Below are 21,038 nucleotides of genomic sequence, written 5' to 3'. Positions count from 1 at the left end.
GATCCGGGCGCGACCGTTTCGCTGGAACGGCGGGATCGGCACCTGCCGCTCCGGGGGAGGGCGCCGTCTCGCGGGTCAGGACGGCGGGGCTATCTCGGTCCGGGAGCGTATGCCGAGTTTGCGCAGCACGGTGGCGACATGGGTCTCGACCGTGCGGGTCGAAAGGAAGAGCACGTCGGCGATCTCCCGGTTGGTCCGGCCGAGCGCGACGAGCCGGGCCACCTCCTTCTCCCTGGGGGACAGCGCGCCGGAGTTGCCCTTCCGGCCCCGGGGAAGCTGGAACTCGACCCCGACGTCACGCAGTGCGCGCCGGCAGCGGGCCGCGTCGTGGGTGGCGCCGAGCGCGGCGAACCGCTCGGCCAGTTCGGCGAAGGCCGAGGTGGCCGCGTGATCACCGAGGGCGAGCCGGGCGCGGGCCTCGCCCTCGCCGGCCCGCGCCGCCGCGTACGGCTGGGGCAGGGCGGTGTACGCCTCGCGGGCGCGGGCGAAGAAACCCGCGGCGTCGGCGTGCCGCCGGTCCGCGGCGGCCAGTGCCCCCCGGGCGGCGTCGAGGGCGGCGTGCGCGACCGGTGCCAGCCGGCCTGTGATCCCCTCGGCGAACTCGGACACCAGGCAGGCCGCCTCCTTCATCCGGCCTGCCTGGGCGATCGCGGTGACGGCGGGCTGGATCATGGAGGCGCCCCACACCCACACGCCCTTGCGGCGCAGCCGGGCCACCGCGTTCTCCGCCTCCGTCACCGCGCTCTCCAGCATGCCGCGGGCGAGGTAGAGCTCGATCAGACCGCCCGAGGCGGCCAGCACGACCGGGTGGTAGCGGCCGTCCGGCGCGTCCAGTCCCGCGTCGCGAAAGTGCCTGACGGCCTCGTCCCACTCACCGGTGGACAGGGCGAGCAACCCCAGCACCAGCCAGACGTCCATCATGATCATCGGTGTCTCGGTGGCCGGCTCCGCCAGGGTGGTCGCCCGGTCGCGGAGTCCGTCCCACCGTCCGACCAGCCATTCCCAGCGGATCGTCGAGATGTCGACGAGGTGGGCGGGGTACAGCGCGCCGGTCTCCGCGGCCAGCTGCCTGACCTTCCGTCCGAACTCCTCGGCCTCGGAGTAGAGGCCCAGCACGGTCGCCGAGTCGTGAAGGTTGGAGTAGGCGCGGGCGGCCTGCCGCCGGACCGCCGCGCACGGGTCGTTGACCGGCAGCGTGGCGATGGCCGCCGGCGCGCCGGGGGAGCCGATCGCCATCTCGAACGAGACCCGGTTGGCCAGGACGGTGGCCGCCAGCTCCGGGTTGTCGGTGGTCGCGACCAGCGATTCGGCGCGGGCCATCCACTCCTTGTGCGTCGCCAGTGACTCGGTGCCCCACCACGGCATCGCGAGGCAGGCCCAGCCTCGGGCGGCCAGCGTCGGCCGGTCGTGCAGCTCGGCGACGGCGGCCATGATCTCCAGGCGTCCACCGGCGCTGTCGCCGATCTGGTTGCACAGGACCACGCCGAGGTTGAGCCGCGCCTCACCGCGCACCTCGCGGGAGAGGAAGTCGTCCCTCAGCAGGTGGCGCAGGAACCGCACCACCCGCTGGTGCGACAGGCCGGTGGCCGCGACGCGGCTCAGCGCCAGCGCGAGCGGGCCGCGATCCGCCCTCGGCAGGTCGGGGTCGGCGAGCATGCCCTCAAGCACCTCGACCGCCAGCGGGGTGTCGCCGAGCGCGGCGGCGTGGTCGGCGGCCGCCATGCCGTGCTGGAGCCAGGACTCCATGTTCCCGGCCTGCTTGGCGTGGAAGGCGAGCTGGACCAGCGGCGGGGGGTCCACCGCGCCGAGCGCGGTCATCGCGTGCTCGTGCGCCAGCCGCCGGTCAGGTCCGGGGATCGCGTCGTAGACGGCCTGCTGGGCCAGGGCGTGGCGGAAGCCGTACCGGCCGCCGGGATGTTCGTGGAGCACGCCGGAGCGTAGCGCCTCGCCCAGTCCGGCGGAGTCGCCGCCGACCGCGGTGATCGTCTTCTCTCCCATGGGCAGCCGGAGCACCGCGGCCGCTTGTACGGCGCCCACCGCGGTCTCGGACAGCCCGGCCATCTGCTCGGCCATCGCCTCGCGGAGCAGCAGCGGCACCCCGGCGCGGTCCACCGCCTCGGGCCCCTCCGCGTCGGGAAGGGATCTGACGACCTCCTCCACCACGAACGGGATGCCCGCCGTGCGCTCGTGCAGCCGGGTGACGAAGGTGGGCGACAGGTCGGACCGGTTGAGCAGCGCGCAGGCCAGGTTGTGCACGCCCGGCACGTCCAGGGGGGTCAGTGGTATGACCACGCTGGTCGTGCCCGGCGGGCGCCGGTAGGTGTGGCCCAACGGCAGTCTGGCGGAGCCCAGCTCCTCCCGCCGGTAGGTCACCACCACCGTCAGGCCGGCGGGTGGCTGATCGGCCAGGAAGCGCAGCAGGTCCCGAGTCCCGTCATCGGCCCAGTGCAGGTCCTCGATCACGAGCACGGCCGGTCCGACCGCGGCGAGCAGGGCGCGCATCGCGCGAAACAGCCGGTGCCGTTCGGCGTGCGGGTCGTCCAGCGGCGGCGGTGCGGGCGGCAGCACGCCGGCCAACTCGGGCAGGTAGCCGCGGAGCGCGCCGGTGACCGGGTTGAGGGTCTCGGTCGACGGCAGCCGGCCCGCGACCTCCCGCAGCGCCTCGACCACGGGCCCGTAGGGGAAGGGCTCGCGGATCTGATGGCAGTAGCCGAGCAGGACGATCCGGTCGCCGGAGGCGAGGCGGCCGAGCGCGGCGTGGACCAGCCGTGTCTTCCCTACGCCCGCCTCTCCCTCCACCAGCACCACGGCGGGCGGATGGGTCATCGCGTCGATCAGAACCTGGAGTTCCGCGGCGCGTCCGACGAGTACCGGCGAGGCGACGCTGCTCATTGACGGCTCCGAGGGATACAGGGTGCGGACCCTCGGGGAAAGTTACCCACATACCTCTGTTTAAGGTCAACCCTTGGGCATAACAGGCTTATTGTGACTCCACGTCAAATTTCATGTCAGGATCCGCGATGGAGCGGACACGGCACCGTAGGGTATCGGTGCCGTCCGAGGTCCGGACCTCGCGGGTTCGGTGCCCGCGAGAGGCGGTCTCGCGGCGACGCCGGTCTTCCGGTGAACGCCGGTCTCGCGGAAGGGCCGTGGGGAGCCTACCGTCTCCTCACCCGCCGCGCACCGCCCGAACGGCTCAGGACAGCCCACTTCGCGCGGTCTCCTCGATCCTCGCGCGGCGGCGTACCGCGGGGGCCAGCGCCAGCTGGCCGAGGGCGGCGAGCAGTCCCAGGGTTCCGGTGGTGAGCCAGAGCAGGCGGGGGTCGGCGGCGAGCAGGCGGGTGCCGATCAGCGGGGCCAGCAGCGAGCCGGCCGACCAGGCCGAGCCGTACAGGCCCGCGTATCTGCCGCGCAGGTGGGCGGGGGCGAGCGAGGCGACGATGGTGCTCGCCATGCCCGCCGCGACGATCTCGCCCACCGTCCACACGGCGACCGTCACGGTGTAGCCCGGCGCGGAGGAGGCACAGGCCGTCAGGGCGAACCCGGCGCCTATGACGGCGAAGCCGGTCGCCAGGACGCGGCTGGGGTCAAGGCGCGAGAGCCGGCCCAGGGTCAGCGGCTGGAACACGACGATCAGCAGGCCGTTGATCGACATGGCGATGCCGTACGCGCTGGTGGGCAGGCCCCGGTCGGCCATCGCGAGCGGCAACGTGGTGTACGCCTGCAGGTAGACGAACATGTAGACCAGGTTGACCAGCACGCAGCCGACCATCAGCCGGTCGCGCAGTACGTCGCGGAAGCCGCCGCGTTCGGCGTCGGCGGCCTGCCGTACCTCGGGGATCGCCCGCCAGACCAGTGTGCCGAACACCGCGCAGGTGAGCGCGTTGATCCAGAACAGCCAGCTGAAGCCGGCCTCGGCGAGCCAGCCGCCCGCGACCATGGAACCCGAGAAGCCGAGGTTGACCGCCCAGAACAGCAGTCCGTACGCCCGGGGCCGGTCCAGCGGGTCGACGAGGTCGGCGACGAGCGCCTGCGAGGCCGGCCGGTAGGCGTCCACCGCGACGCCGAGCACGAACATCGCGCAGACGAGGGCCGGGACGGTGGTGCTGTATCCGAGCAGGACCATGGTGACGGCGGTGGTGAGCATGCCGCCGGTCAGGGTGGCCCGCCGCCCGATACGGTCGGCCAGCCAGCCCGCGAGCGGCTGTGACAGCAGCGACCCGGCTCCGAACACCGCCATCACCAGTCCGGCCGCTGTGATCGACATGCCGTGCGCCCGGGTCAGGTAGACGCCGATGAACGGCTCGACCATGGTGCCGAGGCGATTCACCACGGTGCCGCCGAACAGCACCCAGAAAGGGCGGGGCAGGCCACCCAGCTTTAGCCGGATGGCCTGCTGTTTCGCCCCCGGGTGATCCATATGTGTCCGTTTCGCTATGCCAGAAAGAGCGTTGACGATCCTTCAACGGCATCCTAATGTGTGGCATGTGAAATATCACGTAATAGTGGACGGGGGGCGCTGTGACCGATATCGACCTTGATGGGCGAGTGTCCGACCTGGTACGTGAAGTGGGGCTCCGCCGCCCGGAGAATCGGTTTTTCCAGCGGGCGCGGCTGCTGGACTCTGTGGAACCGGATGCCGCCCTGGCGATCGCCCACCAGTGGCAGGCCATGACGAAGGCATTCATGTTTACCACCATCTCCGGCCTCGGGGTTATGGCGCGGGAGTTCAATTCACATCCGGCGCCGGACCGCGAAGTGCTGGGGGCCTTTCAGACCGCCTTCCGGGTCATCGGTGACGACCTGGATAACTTCGCCCCGGAATTCAGCTCGGTCTCCCCGAAAGGTGTGGCCGGAATTCACTACCTGTGGTGGCAGGACACGATCGTGACACCGCTGGTGGCGGCGTTGCCCGACTCCGGGGCCCGGTCGGCCGACACACTGCCGGAGGGGATAAAGGGCCTATTGGAGAACATGGAACGGTTGGCCGAATCCAGGCTGGGGGCGGCGGTTCAGCTCCGGGTGGTGGAGACCATCGCGCTGGACATCGCGGTGGCGTTCCGGCGGGTGTTCTCCAAGGTCGCCGTGGACGGCCGGAAGGTGTTCACGTCGGCGGAGTCGCTGGCGTGGATCGATTCACACATCAAGGCGGAGACGGGACACGCCGAGTCGGTGAGCGATCACGAGACCGGCATGACGGTGATCGCGGAAAGCGCGTCCGACCAGGCGGAACTGCTGAAGCTGGCGGAGGAGTACGCGCGGAACTGGGCGCGGGCGCTGGACGACTTCGCGAGCGCGCTGGCCGGGTGACCGGCGGCGCGGAGCACCCGGGGCCCGGGGAGCGGGGGAGGCGGTACGGGGAGCACGGGGAGCGGTACGGGGAGCACGGGGAGCACGGGGAAGGGAGCGCGAGGCGTGGTAAACGGTTCACCCACCGAGGCCATGAACCTCACCGAGGTCATAGACGAGATCAATCGAATACGCGGGACACTGGGGCCGCGCGAGACGTTCCGGAAGCCTGACTTTCTCCACAGGCTGGCCGACAGGCTCATGGGCTCGCCGGTGCTGCGGAGTCAACCGGCGGTGCGGGCGTTCGCCGAGGACGCCAGGACGTTCGACGACGATCCGCGGCTGAGCCGCACGAAACTTCATATCAACGGCGAGGTCGACAACCATGTCTTCTCCCTGTTCGACGCCTCGTATTTTCCCGCACTGTCCCTCGACTACCTGACATACAGGAAACTGCCCGCCGACGAGCATCTCACCCGGCGTTACGCGAGCAACACGATGCCGGTGACGATCGAGCGGATGACAGCCGGTTTCGAGTCGCGAGTGGTCGTGGCCCTGTTCCCGGAGAACCATCTCGACGGGTCGCAGAACCCCGACGACCTGATTTTCTACTTCATCGACAAGTTCGTCGAGCGGCATCTCCGCCTGACCCGCCGCCTGGTGTCGGCCGTAATGGCGGAAGGCAGTTTTCCGCTGGTCCTGGCGGCCGGCCCCGCCGAGGTGGAGCGGGCCTCCTCGTGGTGGGTGCGGTTGCATGAATATCACCACAGGCAGGGCGACATGCCGATCCCCGATTTCCTTCCGATAAAGCGTCTGAAACCGCTGGCGGGACTGGAGGAGCTGCGCGTGGACGTCTCGTCGATGCTGGCCTGCCTGCATGACGACGCGCTGCCCGCGCGGGATGCGCTCCTGGCCTACGAATACATTCTCTCGGAGCGCCTGCTGCGCTACTCGGTGGAGGGAATACCCCGGCCCAACTACGACGCGGTGGCCTCGCAGGTGCTTTTCAACTACCTGATCGAGGCGGACGGCATCCGCCTGCGCGACGGGGTCATCCACCTGGACCCCGGCCTGCCCGGGGTGCTGGCCGCCTTTCTGGCGGAGATCGAGACGATCGAGCGGCGAATCCACTCCGAGTCCGCCGAGCGGGTCCAGCGGCGGTTGCTCGATTTCGCCAACCGGTACGCCGACTTCGACGAGACCACGAAGGACTACCGCCACATCGCCTACTTTGCGGAGATCAAGCAGAGGCTGGGCGTCTGACGAAAGGCCGATGCGGATGAGTTTCAGCGACGATGCGAAAGACAACGCGAAAGACGGCGGGGCGGACGGTGTGACGGTGGAACTCCCCCTCTACCAGGTGGACGCCTTCACCGACCGGGTCTTCTGGGGAAACCCCGCCGCGGTCTGCCCGCTGGAGGACTGGCTGCCCGACGCGGTGATGCAGGCGATCGCTTTGGAGAACAACCTCCCGGAGACGGCCTTCATCGTCCCCGTGGGGGACGCCTACGACCTCCGCTGGTTCACCCCGGCCACCGAGGTCGAGCTGTGCGGGCACGCCACACTGGGGGCGGCCCACGTCGTCCTCACCCACCTGCGACCGGAGTGGGACCAGGTCACCTTCAGGTCCGCCAGCGGTCCTCTCGTCGTCTCCCGGGACGGCGGGCGGATGAGCCTCTCCTTTCCCGTCCTCGACTACGAACAGGTCGATCCGCCGCGGGCGCTCCTCGAAGGACTGGGGCCGGCCCGGCCCGTCGCCGTCCACCGGTCCATGGACTACCTCGTCGTCTTCGAGAACGAGGAGCAGTTGCGGTCGGTCAGGCCGGGCCAGGCACTCCTGGCCACACTCGACCTGCGCGGTGTGGTCATCACCGCCCCCGGATCGGCGACGGACTTCTCCTCGCGGTTCTTCGGTCCCAAGCTCTCCATCCCCGAGGACCCGATCACCGGGTCGGCGCACTGCGCCCTCGTGCCCTACTGGGCACAGCGCCTGGGCAGGACGTCGCTGCGGGCCCGCCAGTTCTCCCCGCGGCTGGGGAGCACGCTCGCCATCGACCTCGAATGTGAACTCCGCGGCGATCGGGTCGTGCTGCGCGGTTCCGCCAAGGAATATATGTCAGGCACCATCCATCTCACCGCCTCGGACCTCGTCCAGGCGGAAGCGTGACCCCCCTTTAACGATGTTGGAGAACCAATGCGCACCAAGCGGATCTTCCATGCGGTCGACTCCCACACCGAAGGCATGCCGACCCGCGTGATCACCGGTGGCGTCGGGGTGATCCCCGGCGCCACCATGGCGGAACGCCGCGTCTACTTCAGGGAGAACCTCGACCACCTCCGCACCCTGCTGATGTACGAACCGCGCGGGCACGCCTCGATGAGCGGCGCGATCCTCCAGCCGCCGACCCGCCCCGACGCGGACTGGGGGGTGCTGTTCATCGAGGTCTCCGGCTACCTGCCGATGTGCGGGCACGGCACGATCGGCGTGTCGACCGTGCTGGTGGAGACGGGCATGGTGCCGGTCTCCGAACCGGTCACCACGGTGCGCCTGGACACCCCCGCCGGGCTGGTCACCGTGGACGTGGCCGTCGAGGACGGCGTGGCCAAGGCGGTGACCCTGCGCAACGTCCCGGCCTACAGCGACCGGCTCGACGCCGAGGTCGAGGTGCCGGGCTTCGGGTGGATCCGCTACGACCTCGCCTACGGCGGCAACTTCTACGCCATCGTCGAACTCGACGACTACGGCCTGCCGTTCAGCCGTACGGCCAAGAACGAGATCGTGGCCGCGGGCCTGGCCACGATGGAGGCGATCAACAAGGCCGACGAGCCGGTGCATCCGGAGGACTCCCGGATCCGCGGCGTCGGCCACGTGTACTTCACGGCTCCCGGCTCCGACGCCAAGCGGTCGCGGCACGCCATGGCGATCTACCCCGGCTGGTTCGACCGCTCACCCTGCGGCACGGGCACCAGCGCCCGGATGGCGCAGCTGCACGCGCGGGGCGAGCTGGAGATCGGAGCCGACTTCCTCAACGAGTCCTTCATCGGCTCGAAGTTCACCGGCCGGCTGGTCGAGCCGGCGACGGTGGCCGGCAGGCCCGCGGTGATCCCGACGGTCACCGGACGCGCCTGGATCACCGGCACCGCCCAGTACTTCCTCGCGCCCGACGACCCCTTCCCCGCCGGATTCCTGCTGTAGCCGAACCGTCAGGAAGGACGGACACCAGCTCATGGCCTCACGAATCCTTGGCCGCATCCCTCTCGACGACGAGCGGCTGGCGGCCGACATCGCCACGCTCACCCGGGTGCCCGCGCCGCAGGAACCCTACGAGGTGTTCACCACCGGCAGGTGGGTGAACTTCAACCTCTGGAACGCCTCCGGGCAGCACGACGACGGGTTCTTCTACGGCCACAAGCAGGTCGCCGGGCGTGCGACGGAGATCCTCGACGGGCTCCCCTACCTGGGGGAGCTCCTGACCACCTGGTTCAACACCGACCTGCTCACCATGGTGCGGGCCCGCAACGTGGTCGAATGGTCCATCATCCCGCACCGGGACTTCCTGGAGTCCGGTCCCGCCAAGAACTTCTTCCGGGTGCTGATCTTCCTGGAGGACAACGAGCACGCCGTCAACTCCGACGAGGACATGGTCTTCCACATGCGCAGGGGCGAGGTGTGGTTCCTCGACTCGGCCCAGATCCACGCCGGGATGAACATCTCCTCCCGCAGCCGGTGGTCGCTCTGCCTCGACTTCAAGGCCGGGGAGGACTTCTCCCCGCGTGACGTCTTCGCCCGCGCCGACGACTACGACCCGACCATCCAGCCCGCGCTGGTGAAGCGGGAGCCGGCCTCCGCCGACCTGCCGGACCGCCTGCTCGCGCTGAGCTCCGTGGTGTCCAGGGACAACCTCAAGGACATCGCGTTCATGCTGGGCAAGCTGCACCTCACCCAGGAGATACCGATCGACGCCTCCTGGGAGTGGCTGATCGAGATCACCCGGGCGTCGGGCGATCCGGAACTGCTCGACATCGCCGAGCGGGGCCGGACGTTCTTCCTGCACTCCCGCGAAGTGGGCGAGAACTTCGCCTTCGTCCCGGCGTAACCGCATGTCCGAGCAGCAGGCAGCGGGCTTCGCGCTGTCCATGGGGCAGCGCCGGCTCTGGTCGCCGGACCACGCGGCCGTCGGCGGCCCGGCGTTCACCCTGCGGCGGGCCTACCGGCTGCGCGGCCCGCTCGACCGCGCCGCGCTGGCCACGGCCCTGCGCGCCGTGGTGGCCGGGCACGAGGCGCTGCGCACCCGGTACGGCCTGGCGGGCGGCGAGCCGTACCAGGTCGTCGACGCCCCCGGGAGGTCCCCGTTCGCGTGGACCGACCTGACCGGTGAGACCGATCCGGAGCGGAGCGCGGCGGAGTTCGTCGAGCCGCCGTTCGACCTGATCGCGGGCCCGTTGTTCAGGGCCCGTCTGATCGGGCTCTCCGCGGACGACCACGTGCTCCTGCTCACCGCCCACGAGGGCGTCGCGGACAACTGGTCGATGCTGCTGGTGGAACGAGACCTCCGCGCCGCCTACACCGGCGGACCGGCCGCCGTGCCGCGCCCGCCGGCACGGTACGGGGACTTCGCCGACCGGCAGCGGGACCACGTCGCCGGTCTCACCGAGCATCTTGGGTACTGGCGGCGGCAGCTGGCCGGAGCCCCGCCCGTGCTGGAACTCCCGGGGCGCCGACGGACGCCGCCGACCTACCGGGGCGGGAGGATCCCCTTCACCCTTCCGGCCGACCTCGCCCGGCGATTACGCCGGTGGGACGAGGACGAGGACTCCAATGACGTCCTGCCCGCGATGGTCGCCGTGCTCGCCGGTTTCCAGGCGGTGCTGGCACGCCGCGCCGGGGTGAACGACCTGGTGGTGGGCGTGCCGGTCCCGGGACGGCCTTGGGCGGAGTACGACGGTGTCGTCGGGCCCTTCGCCGGCCGCGTGATGCTCCGCGGCGACCTGTCCGGCGACCCGGCCTTCGCGGAGCTGGTCGACCGCGTCCGCGACACCGTGCTGGACGCGCACACCTATCAGGACCTGCCGTTCGAAGCCCTGCTGGACGATCCGCCCCCGTACGGCGCGGGCGGTTCCGGCGGTCCCGGTGCCCCAGGCGGTTCCGGGGGGTCCGGCGGTCCCGGCACTCCGGGCGATTCCGGCCGGCAGCCGATCGCCCAGGTCTGGTTCGAGGTTGCCGAGGCCGGACCGGGGCTGGACCTTCCCGGTCTGGAGGTGTCGCCCTTCCCCACCGCGCCGATCACCACGCGGTTCGACATCGAGCTCCGGCTCACCGGCGACGGCTCCGGGGAGCTGGTCTACGCCGTCGACCTGTTCGACCGGTCCAGCATGGCCGGCCTCGCCGACGACCTGCTCGCCCTCCTCTCCGCGGCCGCCGCCGACCCCCGGATCCGGGTCGCCGAGGCCGGACCGTCTCCCGGCACCCGGCGGCCGGACCCGCCGCCCGGCGCCGAGCCGTACGGAGAGGGGGCCGGAGACGGCACCGCTGTGGAGCACGACGGCCGTGAGCGGACCGACACGCAGGAACGGGCCGACGACCGGGAAGAGGCCGACGGGTGTGAGCGGGCCGACGGCCGGGAGGAGGCCGACGGGTGTGAGCGGGTCATCGCGCGGATATGGCGGGACGCCCTGTGTGTCGACCGGGTCGGGAGGCACGACGACTTCTTCGAGCTGGGCGGCCACTCACGGCTGGCCATCAAGGTGGCGGACCGGTTACGGGACGCCTTCCACGCCGACCTGCCGCTACGGGTGATCTTCGACCACCGTACGGTCGCGGAACTCGCCACAGTGATCACGGCCCGTACGCGACCGGCCCCCACCCCGTGAGGCGCAGATGAGAGAGTCGAACCGTCAAGAGGGCCGGTCCGGCTGGACGATCTTCCAGCCGGTGGGCACGCTCGTCGAGTTCGCGGCCATGGCCGAGGAGTTCCGGGCGGCGCTGGACCGGGACGGGCCGCGGCCGGCGGCGAACGGGGGCGGCGGGGAGTGGACGGGGCCGCCGGTGCCGGTGTGGACCGGCCCGAGGCGGGACCTCCTCGACGGCGTCGCGCTCGCCGCCGATCTCTACCCGGGCGTCCGCCGCCCGCCCGTCTGCGACCTCGGGATGGTCGTCGGCGACGACGTGCCCCAGGAGTTGCGCCGGTTCGCCCGTCCCTTCGCCGGGGAGTGGCTCGCGGACCGGAGGTCACCGGCCGGGACCGAGGGCTCGCTGCTCATCGTGGGATGCCATGCCGAGCTGCGGGCCGCCGTGCTGCGGCCGGTGCTGGAGGAGGCGTACCCGCGAGGCCGGGACGTCTTCCTCCTCACCGGCCGCGACCCGCACTCCCTCGCCTGGGCGATGGCCAAGCAGTACGGCGACGCGGGCACCGAGGGCGCCACCGGCCTGTTCACCGAACTCGACGAGCTGCCCCTGCCCACCCGGGCGCGCTACTTCCACGCCGGGCACATGGAGACGGCCGACATCCAGGCCGTCGTGCTGGGGCAGACCTGGAACCGGGTCCTGTTCAACGGCCACGGCACCGACGACAGCATCAACCTGGGCCGGTTCACCGTCTGCGGCCTGAGCCCGGTCGCCGCCGGCCGCACACCGGTGTCCGCGCCGAGGTGCGCCTACGGGCGGGGCTGTTACAAACCGGAGGACAAGCTCATCGCCGCGCACCGGATCCGGGCGGCCGAGATCGTGCTCAGCGGCTGCGACAGCGGGCCGCTGGTGGATCTGGCCGCCTACGACCCGGCCTACCAGCTGCTGATGAACGCGATCGACGGCCCGGCCCAGGCCCTGGTCGCCTCGCTCTCGATGCACCAGTCGGGCCGCGTGGAGAACGCGGTCTGGCTGGATTCGGCCGCGCGGGGAGGCAGTACCGCGCGGGTGCTGAACGACAGCCTCCGCGCCATCCACCCGTATCCGACGTTCGTCCAGGTCGGTCTGCCGAGTTCGGGCTACACCCGCGACGGCGGGGACCCGGCGCCCTCGGCGGACGGGGCCGAGGCGCGCGCCCTGGTCCGTACGGCCAGCGCCCGCCTGCAGGGCCTGCTGACCACCACGCTGCTCTCGCCGGACCATCCGCTGCGGGGGAGGCTGGAGCGGCTGGCCGAGAGGATCGAGGCGAGCTCCACCCGGCTGGTCATGGGGCTGGACACCGAGCGGCGGTCGCTGCTGCGGTCGCTCGACCCCGACCTGCAGTCGCTGGACCGCGCCCTGGCGGAGCGGATCTCGGCCGACCCCGAGGACGACGTCATGGAGTTCCCGCGCTTCTTCGGTCACCGGAGTTCGGTGGCCGACGAGGATGTGACGGGTACCACGTGCCTGTGCGGGCGTCCCGCGTGGCGCTACCTCCGGCGGGGGTTCACCGCCCGGATCCCGGACACTGTCGCGCTGGGCTGCCTGCGGTGCGGCCCCATCGGATACTCGTTCGCCGGCGGGGTCACCCTCGGCTCGTCGGCGCCGGCCACGGTGACCGTCAGCGGGACGCTGCGGGTCGAGGTCGAGGTCGAGGCGCCCAGGCGGGGGGTGGCGCAGGTGGGGGTCTCGGTCCCCGGGGAGCTGCGCGCCCGGATCCACCCCGGGCTTCACCGGGTCCGGCTGCGCGCCGGTGAGCGGCGGCGCGTGGACTTCGACATCGCGCCGGATCCGGCCGCGGCCCCGCAGGAGTATCACTACACGGTCTTCGGCGTTCAGGACCTGGGGATCTCCCTGCTCCGTCGCCACTTTGGCGTCCTGCCGGAATGAGATGACGACGATGACCCTTTATGAGTGGTTCGCCACCAGTGTCGAGCGCCACCCGAACGAGACCGCCCTTGAGGTTCAGGGCTGTTCCTTCACCTACCGGGGGCTCGACGCCCTTGTCGGCCGTCTCGCCCGCGATCTCCTCGACGTCCACGGCGGCCGGCCGGGGGCGGTCGGGCTCCTGGCCTCCCGCAGCGTGACGACCTACGCGGGCTATCTGGCGATCCTGCGTACGGGGGCCGCGGTGGTTCCGCTCAACCCGGCGTTCCCCGCCGCCAGGAACCTCGCCATGTGTGAGGGCGCGGGAGCCCACCTCGTCGTCCTCGACGAGGAGGGCGCCGCCCAGCGGGAGGCGATGGAGGCCGGCGGACGCCGTACCGTCGTCCCTCTGGCTCCGGACGGCCTCGACCGCCTCCGGGTCGCCACCGGGCCCGGTCCGTATCGGGGCGTGGCGGACGACGTGGCCTACATCCTGTTCACCTCGGGGTCGACCGGCACCCCGAAGGGGGTCCCGATCCCGCACCGGAACCTCGACGCGTACCTGGCCAGGAATATCGCCTGGTACGAGGCGGGGCCCGGGTGCCGCTTCTCCCAGACCTTCGACTTGACCTTCGACCCGTCGGTGTTCGACATGTTCACGGCCTGGGGGTCCGGCTCCGCGCTGGTGGTGCCGACCAGGGACGACCTGACATCCCCGGCCGAGTACGTCGGACGTCACGGGATAACCCACTGGTTCTCGGTGCCCTCGATCGTGTCCATGGCGCGGCGGCTGGACGCCCTCCGCCCGGCGAGTATGCCCTCACTGCGGTGGAGTCTGTTCGCGGGCGAGCGGTTCACCTTCGAGCAGGCCCGCGTCTGGGCGGACGCCGCGCCGAACAGCGCGGTGGAGAACCTCTACGGTCCCACCGAGCTGACCGTCACCTGCACGCGTTACCGCCTGCCGGCCGATCGGGAGAAGTGGCCGGTCACCCGGAACGACACCGTCCCGATCGGGAGGGTTCACGACCATCTGGAGGCGGCCCTGCTGGACGGCGACGGCCGTCCGGCGGCCGACGGCGAGCTGTGCGTGCGCGGGGTCCAGCGTTTCCCCGGCTATCTGGACCCGGAGCGGAACCGGGGCAGGTTCGTCGCCTTCGACGGCGCCCTGGGGGTCGTCTACGACGGGACCGGGCCGCTCGCCGGGCACCACTGGTACCGGACGGGGGACCGGGTCGCCTCCGACGACGGGGAGCTCGTGCATCTCGGCCGGATCGACGACCAGGTGAAGATACGGGGTTACCGGATGGAACCGGGGGAGATCGAGGTGGTGCTCCGGCGCCATCCGGGCGTGCTGGACGCCGTCGTCGTCGCGGTGACCGCCGACGACGGTGAGGTGGATCTGCTGGCCGCCTACACGGGCGACCCTGTGCCCGGGAGCGAGCTGGCCGCGCTTGTCCGCGGAGCGCTCCCCGCCTACATGGCTCCGGCCGGCTTCGTCCACCTCGGTGCGCTTCCGGTGAACCCGAACGGCAAGACGGACCGGGAGCGGCTCGCCGCGCTGCTCTCGGCGGATCGGCCGGAGTGGTGAGTCGCGGTGCGCTGGGGCGGAGTACGGCCGGGCGCGCTCTGCCGCGACCGGTCCGCGTGTGGGGCCGGCGCCCGGGCGTTGAAAGTTCCGCTGGCATGAGCGGCGGTCTCTGGTGCAGACTGGCAGGAAGCTGGAACCGGTGGCTTTCAGCCCTTCCTGCGGTGGTGCGCGGGCCTTCTAATCACCTTCTGAGTCTCAGGTGGGACACACGTTGGTAACGCACCCTTGTGTGTAATATTTCACATTATTATGTTACGTGCCACCAGTTCCCCCCCTCAACACGTGGAGTGACGCGATGTCTGGAACGACCAGGATCGCCGGTGGCCTGTTGGCCGCCGCGCTGGTGATCGGACTGTCCGGCTGCGGGGGCGCGAAGGAAGCCCCTTCCGCCTCCGACGGCAAGCCCGTCTCCGATGCGCCGGCCAAGGGTGGGACGCTCACGGTCCTGTCCAACCAGGACTTTTCCCACCTGGACCCGACCCGTAACTGGACGATGCCGCAGATGGACTTCGGTATCCGTCTGCTCTACCGCACGCTGACGACCTTCAAGTCGGAGCCCGGTGCGGCAGGAGCCGAGATCGTCCCCGACCTGGCGACCGACCTGGGCACCTCCAGCGAGGAGGGCAGGGTCTGGAAGTTCACCCTGAAGGACGGCCTGAAGTACGAGGACGGCACGCCGATCGTCGCCGACGACATCAAGTACAACGTCGAGCGGTCCTTCGCCCCCGAGCTGCCCGGCGGCCCCAACTACGCCCAGGTCTACCTGGCGGACGCCGACAAGTACAAGGGCCCGCTCAAGGGCGCGCGCCTCAAGTCGATCGAGACGCCCGACGACAAGACGATCATCTTCAAGCTCAAGCGGCCCGTCGCCGAGTTCGCCTTCACCGTCACGCTTCCCACCTTCGCGCCGGTGCCCAAGGCCAAGGAGGCCGGGGCGCAGTACGACAACCGGCCGTTCTCCTCCGGTCCCTACAAGATCGAGACCTACGACCGGGGCAAGGAGCTGGTGCTGGTCCGCAACGAGCACTGGGACGCGGCCACCGACACCGTCCGCAAGGCCTACCCGGACAAGATCGTGGTCAAGCAGGGCCTCCGTCAGAGCGTCATCGACGACCGGCTCATCGACAGCCGGGGCGACGACGACACCTCGATCAGCTACTCCGACGTGACCTCCGCCAGCCTCGCCAAGATCCTCCCCAAGCCGGACACCAAGGCCCGCATGGTCAGCGAGATCTCCGGCTGCACGGACATGATCGGCTTCAACACCAGCAAGCCCCCGTTCAACGACCCGAAGATGCGCCAGGCCGTGCAGTTCGCGCTGGACAAGCAGGCGCTGCAGACCGCCGGCGGCGGCCCCGAGATGACCGAGATCGCCACCGCCTACCTGCCGCCGGCCCTGTCCGGAGGCCAGGCGCAGGACGTCTACGGCATTCCGGCCACCGGCGACGTGGAGAAGGCCAAGGCGCTGCTGGCCGGCAAGACGCTCGACGTCGGCATGACCATCTCCACCGGTGACAAGGCGATCGGCGAGGCCGCGCAGTCCGGGCTCAAGCGGGCCGGGATCAACGTCACGCTCAGCCCCGTCGACCCGTCGGTCTACTACGACACCCTCGGCGACACCGCCAAGACGCCCGACATGTTCACCTACGGCTGGTGCCCCGACTACCCGTCCGGCGCCACCTTCCTGCCGATGATCTTCGATGGCCGCACCATCGTCGAGAAGGGCAACTCGGGCAACGTCTGGCAGTTCAAGGACGAGGCGGTCCAGGCCAAGATCGACGAGATCCAGGCCATGACCGACGGCGAGGCCGCCAACAAGGCGTGGGTGGAGCTCGACAAGCAGATCATGCAGGCGACGCCCGCGATCCCCTTCGCCTGGAAGAAGAAGCCGCTCCTGGTCGGCAAGGGCGTCACCGGCGCCTTCGGCCACCCCGTCTGGGCCGGTCAGCTCGACTACGCGACGCTGGGTGTGAAGCAGAAGTGAGCGCGCTCACCGTCAGTCTCAGCGTTTTCCCGTCACGAACCGAGCCGTTGGGCAAGGAGAGGCAGTGACCACGGTCTCCACACCGGCGGCTTCCCCGGTGGCCCCCGCGGCCACCGGGCGGTCGCCCTCGCGGGTGATCTGGGATCGGATCCGCCGCGACCGAGCCGCCAAGTTCGGCATGGTGATCATCGTTCTGTTCGTGCTCATCGCGGTCACCGCACCGCTGCTGACCATGATCAACGGTTGGTCGCCCTACGACTTCGATCCCACCGCGGTCGACAAGAGAATGGCCGGGGTGCCCAAGGGCATCCTCGGCGGGATCAGCGCCGAGCACTGGCTCGGCGTCGAGCCGGTGAGCGGACGCGACATCTTCAGCCGGGTCGTGTACGGCGCGCAGATCTCGCTGCTCATCTCGGTGCTCGCGATGATCGTCTCAGTGGCGGTCGGCACCGTGCTCGGCCTGCTCGCCGGATACTTCGGCGGCTGGGTCGACGCCGGGATCAGCCGGGTGATGGACCTGCTCATGTCCTTCCCCAGCCTGATCTTCATGATCGCGCTGATCTCGGTCATGCCCGAGGGCAACCGGGTGCTGCTGCTGGTCGCCATCATGGGCGGGTTCGGCTGGCCGTACATCGGCCGGATCGTCCGCGGGCAGGCGATCACCATCAAGCACCGCGAGTACGTCGACGCCGCACGCGTCGGCGGCGCGATGGGCGCCTCGATCCTGTTCCGCGAGATGCTGCCGAACCTCACCGCGCCGATCCTCGTCTACGCGACCCTGGCGATCCCCACCAACATCGGTACCGAGGCGGCCCTGTCCTTCCTCGGTGTCGGTGTGCGCCCGCCCACCGCCTCCTGGGGACAGATGATCCAGGAGTCGATGCTCTGGTACGAGGTCGACCCGATGTACTTCCTCGTCCCCGGTACCTGCCTGTTCCTCACCGTGCTCGCCTTCACCCTCTTCGGTGACGCCCTGCGTGACGCGATCGACCCGAAGGGCAGCCGATGATCGAGCGAGGTGAGAACGTCCGCCCGCACGGTGCCGTGGCCGGGCGGCCGACCAAGGAGACCGCATGATCATCTACCTGTCCAAGAGGCTCGCGGCCGCCGCGGGAATCCTCCTGGTGATCTGCGCGGTGACCTTCGTCATCTTCTACGTCGTGCCGAGCGATCCGGCCCTGCAGGCGTGTGGCAAGACCTGCACCCCGGAACGGGTCGCCGAGGTGCGCGCCCAGATGGGACTGGACCGGCCGATCTGGGAGCAGTTCGGCGTCTACGTGGTCGGCATCTTCGCCGGCCGTACGCTCGCAGCGGGCGTCGAGTGCGGCTTCCCCTGTTTCGGCTTCTCCTACCAGAACTCCCTGCCGGTCTGGGACCTGCTGGTCGACCGGCTGGGCACCAGCGTCTCCCTCGCGATCGGCGCGGCCGTGCTCTGGCTGATCGTGGGCCTCACCGTCGGCGTGATCTCCGCGCTGCGGCAGGGCACCACGCTGGACCGGAGCCTGATGATCGCCACTCTCACGTCGGCGTCGCTGCCGGTCTACTTCGTGGCCATGCTCCTGCTGCTGTTCGTGGTCCGGGTGACCGAGATCCTTCCCTACCCGGCCTATGTCGAGCTGGCCGAAGACCCGATGGCCTGGGCGAGCAACCTGATCCTGCCCTGGGTCACGCTCGCCGCCCTGTACGCCGCGATGTACGCCAGACTCAGCCGCGCTCAGATGATCGAGACGATGGCCGAGCCGTACATCCGCACCGCCCGCGCCAAGGGACTGCCCGAGCGGACCGTCGTCGTCAAACACGGCATGCGTGCCGCGATGACCCCGATCGTCACGATCTTCGGTATGGACCTCGGCGGTCTGCTCGCCGGAGCGATGATCACTGAGACGGTGTTCGGCCTGCCGGGCATCGGACGGCTGGCCTACGACGGCATCGTCAAGTCGGACCAGCCGGTCATCCTCGGCACCACGCTGCTGGCGGCGTTCTTCATCGTGCTCGCCAACCTGGCCGTGGACCTTGTGTACGCCGTGATCGACCCCAGGGTGAGGTATTCGTGAGCGAGTCCGGCACAGTGAGCCAGATGACCGACCGGAGAACGCGATCGTCCGCGCGGCGGACGGAGGGCGGCGAGCGGGAGGCCAGTCCGATCCTCGACGTCAAGGATCTCTCGGTCTCGTTCGGCGCCGTCCAGGTGGTCGACGGGGTCTCCTTCAACGTGGACCGCGGCCGCACGCTCGGCATCGTCGGTGAGTCGGGATCGGGCAAGTCGGTGTCATCGCTGGCCATTCTCGGCCTGCACCGCAACGCCTCCGTCAGCGGCTCCATCGTGTTCGACGGTGAGGAGCTGGCCGGAGCCTCCGCCGAACGGCTGCGGAAGCTCCGGGGCAGCAGAATGGCGATGATCTTCCAGGATCCGCTGTCGTCCCTGCACCCCTTCTACACCGTCGGCGAGCAGATCGCCGAGGCGTACCGGCTGCACCGCCGTACCTCCCGCAAGGCCGCACGCGAGCGCGCGGTCGAGATGCTCGCCGAGGTGGGCATCCCCGAACCGCGCCGTCGCGCCCGGGAGCACCCGCACCAGTTCTCCGGCGGCATGCGCCAGCGCGTCATGATCGCGATGGCGCTGTCGTGCGAGCCGGACCTGCTCATCGCCGACGAGCCGACGACAGCGCTGGACGTGACGGTCCAGGCGCAGATCCTGGAGCTCATCGCGCGCATCCAGGCGGAGCGCGGGCTGGCCGTCATCATGATCACGCACGACCTGGGAGTGGTCGCGCGGATCGCCGACGACGTCCTGGTGATGTACGGCGGGCGGACCGCCGAGCACGCCGCCGCGCGGACCGTCTTCAAGTCTCCAAGCCATCCCTACACCCAGGGACTGCTGGCCTCGGTGCCCGGCGCCGGATGGGCGGCGGAGGACGGTGGCGACGGACGGCTACGGGCGATCCCCGGCAGCCCCCCGTCCCCGCTCACGCCCCCGCCCGGCTGCCGGTTCCATCCCCGCTGCGCCACGTTCGCCGCCTCGGACAACCCGGAGATCTGTACGGCGGAGCACCCCCTGCTCATCGGGACCACGCACAAGGTCGCCTGCCATTTCCCCGGAGGGGTCCAGTGAGCCTGCTCGTCGAAAGGGGCAGACCGGTCACGACCGACGCGCTGCTCGCCGTACAGGATCTGCGGATGACCTTTCCCGGTCGGCGCGGACGTGGCATTCGGGCGGTCGACGGCGTCAGCTTCGACCTGCGGCCGGGGGAGACACTCGGTCTGGTCGGCGAGTCCGGCTGCGGCAAGTCCACCACGGGGCGCATGATCGTGCGCCTGCTGGAGCCGACCTCCGGCACGGTCTCCTTCGACGGCCGGGACATCACCCACCTCGGCCCGCGTGAGATGCTGCCGCTCCGCGGCGAGATCCAGATGATCTTCCAGGATCCGTTCGCGTCGCTGAACCCCCGGCAGACCGTCCAGCAGATCATCTCGGGGCCACGCCGGCTGCTCGACCGGGCAGGCGTGATCGAGCTGCTGAAGCTGGTGGGCCTGTCGCCCGAGCATATCGACCGCTACCCGCACGAGTTCTCCGGCGGTCAGGCGCAGCGCATCGGCATCGCCCGCGCGCTCGCGCCGAAGCCCAAGCTGATCATCTGTGACGAGCCGGTGTCGGCGCTGGACGTCTCCATCCAGGCTCAGATCGTCAACCTGCTGGAGGACCTGAAGGCGGAGTTCGATCTGGCGTACCTGTTCATCGCGCACGACCTGTCGGTCGTGCGGCACATGTGCGAGCGGATCGCGGTCATGTATCTCGGCAGGATCGTCGAGGTCGGCGACCGCGAGGCGATCTACACCGATCCGGCACACCCGTACACCAAGGCGCTGCTGTCGGCGGTGCCGGTGCCGGACCCCGATGTGGAGGCCACCCGGGAGCGGATCGTGCTGCGGGGCGACCCGCCCAGCCCCGCGTCGCCGCCGCCCGGCTGCTCGTTCAACCCCCGCTGTCACAAGGCACAGGACCGCTGCCGTGTCGAGGTGCCCCTGCCGACGGTCGTGCGTGGCCGCGAGGTCGCCTGCCACTTCCCAGAGGAATGACCACCGATCGGACGCCCGGCGTCCGATCCGGCCCCGGCAGAGTGAACGGCGCCGCGACGACCTGCCGTCGCGGCGCCGTTCCGCCTTCTCCTTTCCCGTTGTTCCGAGGCTTCGCCGTTCCGCCGTTCCGCCGCGGAACCCGCGCATTGAACACGAGCCGTTCCGCGGCACGCGAGAAATAACCGAGTGAACCCAGGTCCGCTCCGGACACGCATTCATCCAGTGTTCTCACAACGACCGAACCCGCCCGGCGCCTTCGGCGGAGCTGAGCCGCGGTGTTCCCGGCCGTCGCTCACTTGACTTTTTTGACAATCGCCGCATGACTGTTCAAGATCGAACGCTCGTGCGCC

15 protein-coding genes are annotated in these 21,038 nt (G+C 70.2%); 13 read left to right on the top strand and 2 right to left on the bottom strand.

Annotated features, from left to right (window positions below; translation table 11 throughout):
* Positions 1-75: 75 nt before the first annotated feature.
* Both ABZ194_RS08285 and ABZ194_RS08280 read right to left on the bottom strand, forming a co-directional pair.
* Complete coding sequence (locus ABZ194_RS08285; protein WP_355593714.1) at positions 76-2,892, bottom strand: AAA family ATPase; 2,817 nt, start codon at positions 2,890-2,892, stop codon at positions 76-78.
* Positions 2,893-3,196: 304 nt separating this feature from the next.
* Positions 3,197-4,420, bottom strand: a complete 1,224-nt coding sequence (locus ABZ194_RS08280; RefSeq protein ID WP_355593712.1) for an MFS transporter — start codon at positions 4,418-4,420, stop codon at positions 3,197-3,199.
* 101 nt (positions 4,421-4,521) lie between these two features.
* Between ABZ194_RS08280 and ABZ194_RS08275 the strand changes: the two genes are divergently transcribed.
* The 13 genes from ABZ194_RS08275 (at position 4,522) to ABZ194_RS08215 (ending at position 20,688) form a co-directional block, all read left to right on the top strand.
* Positions 4,522-5,310 carry a DUF6202 family protein gene (locus ABZ194_RS08275; protein WP_355593710.1) on the top strand — a complete coding sequence of 263 codons (789 nt, stop codon included), beginning with the start codon at positions 4,522-4,524 and terminating at the stop codon, positions 5,308-5,310.
* A gap of 105 nt (positions 5,311-5,415) precedes the next feature.
* A complete protein-coding gene (locus ABZ194_RS08270; protein ID WP_355593708.1) occupies positions 5,416-6,552 on the top strand; it encodes a DUF6421 family protein in 1,137 nt (378 codons plus the stop codon).
* 16 nt (positions 6,553-6,568) lie between these two features.
* Positions 6,569-7,456 carry a PhzF family phenazine biosynthesis protein gene (locus tag ABZ194_RS08265; protein WP_355593706.1) on the top strand — a complete coding sequence of 296 codons (888 nt, stop codon included), beginning with the start codon at positions 6,569-6,571 and terminating at the stop codon, positions 7,454-7,456.
* 27 nt (positions 7,457-7,483) lie between these two features.
* Positions 7,484-8,485 carry a proline racemase family protein gene (locus ABZ194_RS08260; RefSeq protein ID WP_355593704.1) on the top strand — a complete coding sequence of 334 codons (1,002 nt, stop codon included), beginning with the start codon at positions 7,484-7,486 and terminating at the stop codon, positions 8,483-8,485.
* 31 nt (positions 8,486-8,516) lie between these two features.
* Positions 8,517-9,386 carry an aspartyl/asparaginyl beta-hydroxylase domain-containing protein gene (locus ABZ194_RS08255; protein ID WP_355593702.1) on the top strand — a complete coding sequence of 290 codons (870 nt, stop codon included), beginning with the start codon at positions 8,517-8,519 and terminating at the stop codon, positions 9,384-9,386.
* Between the two features lie 4 nt (positions 9,387-9,390).
* Positions 9,391-11,160 carry a condensation domain-containing protein gene (locus ABZ194_RS08250; protein ID WP_355593700.1) on the top strand — a complete coding sequence of 590 codons (1,770 nt, stop codon included), beginning with the start codon at positions 9,391-9,393 and terminating at the stop codon, positions 11,158-11,160.
* 7 nt (positions 11,161-11,167) lie between these two features.
* The gene (locus tag ABZ194_RS08245; protein WP_355593698.1) at positions 11,168-13,063 is read left to right on the top strand and encodes a hypothetical protein; all 1,896 of its coding nucleotides are present in this window, start codon (positions 11,168-11,170) and stop codon (positions 13,061-13,063) included.
* Positions 13,064-13,073: 10 nt separating this feature from the next.
* Positions 13,074-14,627 carry an amino acid adenylation domain-containing protein gene (locus tag ABZ194_RS08240; protein ID WP_355593696.1) on the top strand — a complete coding sequence of 518 codons (1,554 nt, stop codon included), beginning with the start codon at positions 13,074-13,076 and terminating at the stop codon, positions 14,625-14,627.
* 295 nt (positions 14,628-14,922) lie between these two features.
* Positions 14,923-16,611 (top strand): ABC transporter substrate-binding protein, encoded by a 1,689-nt coding sequence (locus tag ABZ194_RS08235; RefSeq protein WP_355593694.1) that lies wholly within the window; start codon positions 14,923-14,925, stop codon positions 16,609-16,611.
* Positions 16,612-16,675: 64 nt separating this feature from the next.
* A complete protein-coding gene (locus ABZ194_RS08230) occupies positions 16,676-17,620 on the top strand; it encodes an ABC transporter permease (protein WP_355593692.1) in 945 nt (314 codons plus the stop codon).
* Between the two features lie 64 nt (positions 17,621-17,684).
* Positions 17,685-18,665, top strand: a complete 981-nt coding sequence (locus ABZ194_RS08225; protein WP_355593690.1) for an ABC transporter permease — start codon at positions 17,685-17,687, stop codon at positions 18,663-18,665.
* A gap of 23 nt (positions 18,666-18,688) precedes the next feature.
* Positions 18,689-19,723, top strand: coding sequence for an ABC transporter ATP-binding protein (locus ABZ194_RS08220; RefSeq protein ID WP_355593688.1), 1,035 nt, complete (start codon positions 18,689-18,691; stop codon positions 19,721-19,723).
* The gene (locus ABZ194_RS08215; protein ID WP_355593686.1) at positions 19,720-20,688 is read left to right on the top strand and encodes an ABC transporter ATP-binding protein; all 969 of its coding nucleotides are present in this window, start codon (positions 19,720-19,722) and stop codon (positions 20,686-20,688) included. Before ABZ194_RS08220 ends, ABZ194_RS08215 begins: the two co-directional genes overlap by 4 nt.
* Positions 20,689-21,038: the final 350 nt, after the last annotated feature.

Origin of the sequence: Streptosporangium sp. NPDC006007 (genome assembly GCF_040614315.1) — a bacterium.
In the GTDB taxonomy this organism is placed as follows: domain Bacteria; phylum Actinomycetota; class Actinomycetes; order Streptosporangiales; family Streptosporangiaceae; genus Streptosporangium.
This window is presented reverse-complemented; position numbering and strand designations above follow the sequence as displayed.

Excerpts from the sequence above, each read along its gene's own strand:
- ABZ194_RS08285 (WP_355593714.1), bottom strand. The coding sequence starts at position 2,892 with ATGAGCAGCGTCGCCTCGCCGGTACTCGTCGGACGCGCCGCGGAACTC.
- ABZ194_RS08280 (WP_355593712.1), bottom strand. The coding sequence starts at position 4,420 with ATGGATCACCCGGGGGCGAAACAGCAGGCCATCCGGCTAAAGCTGGGT.
- ABZ194_RS08265 (WP_355593706.1), top strand. The coding sequence starts at position 6,569 with ATGAGTTTCAGCGACGATGCGAAAGACAACGCGAAAGACGGCGGGGCG.
- ABZ194_RS08260 (WP_355593704.1), top strand. The coding sequence starts at position 7,484 with ATGCGCACCAAGCGGATCTTCCATGCGGTCGACTCCCACACCGAAGGC.
- ABZ194_RS08255 (WP_355593702.1), top strand. The coding sequence starts at position 8,517 with ATGGCCTCACGAATCCTTGGCCGCATCCCTCTCGACGACGAGCGGCTG.
- ABZ194_RS08250 (WP_355593700.1), top strand. The coding sequence starts at position 9,391 with ATGTCCGAGCAGCAGGCAGCGGGCTTCGCGCTGTCCATGGGGCAGCGC.
- ABZ194_RS08245 (WP_355593698.1), top strand. The coding sequence starts at position 11,168 with ATGAGAGAGTCGAACCGTCAAGAGGGCCGGTCCGGCTGGACGATCTTC.
- ABZ194_RS08240 (WP_355593696.1), top strand. The coding sequence starts at position 13,074 with ATGACCCTTTATGAGTGGTTCGCCACCAGTGTCGAGCGCCACCCGAAC.
- ABZ194_RS08235 (WP_355593694.1), top strand. The coding sequence starts at position 14,923 with ATGTCTGGAACGACCAGGATCGCCGGTGGCCTGTTGGCCGCCGCGCTG.
- ABZ194_RS08225 (WP_355593690.1), top strand. The coding sequence starts at position 17,685 with ATGATCATCTACCTGTCCAAGAGGCTCGCGGCCGCCGCGGGAATCCTC.
- ABZ194_RS08220 (WP_355593688.1), top strand. The coding sequence starts at position 18,689 with ATGACCGACCGGAGAACGCGATCGTCCGCGCGGCGGACGGAGGGCGGC.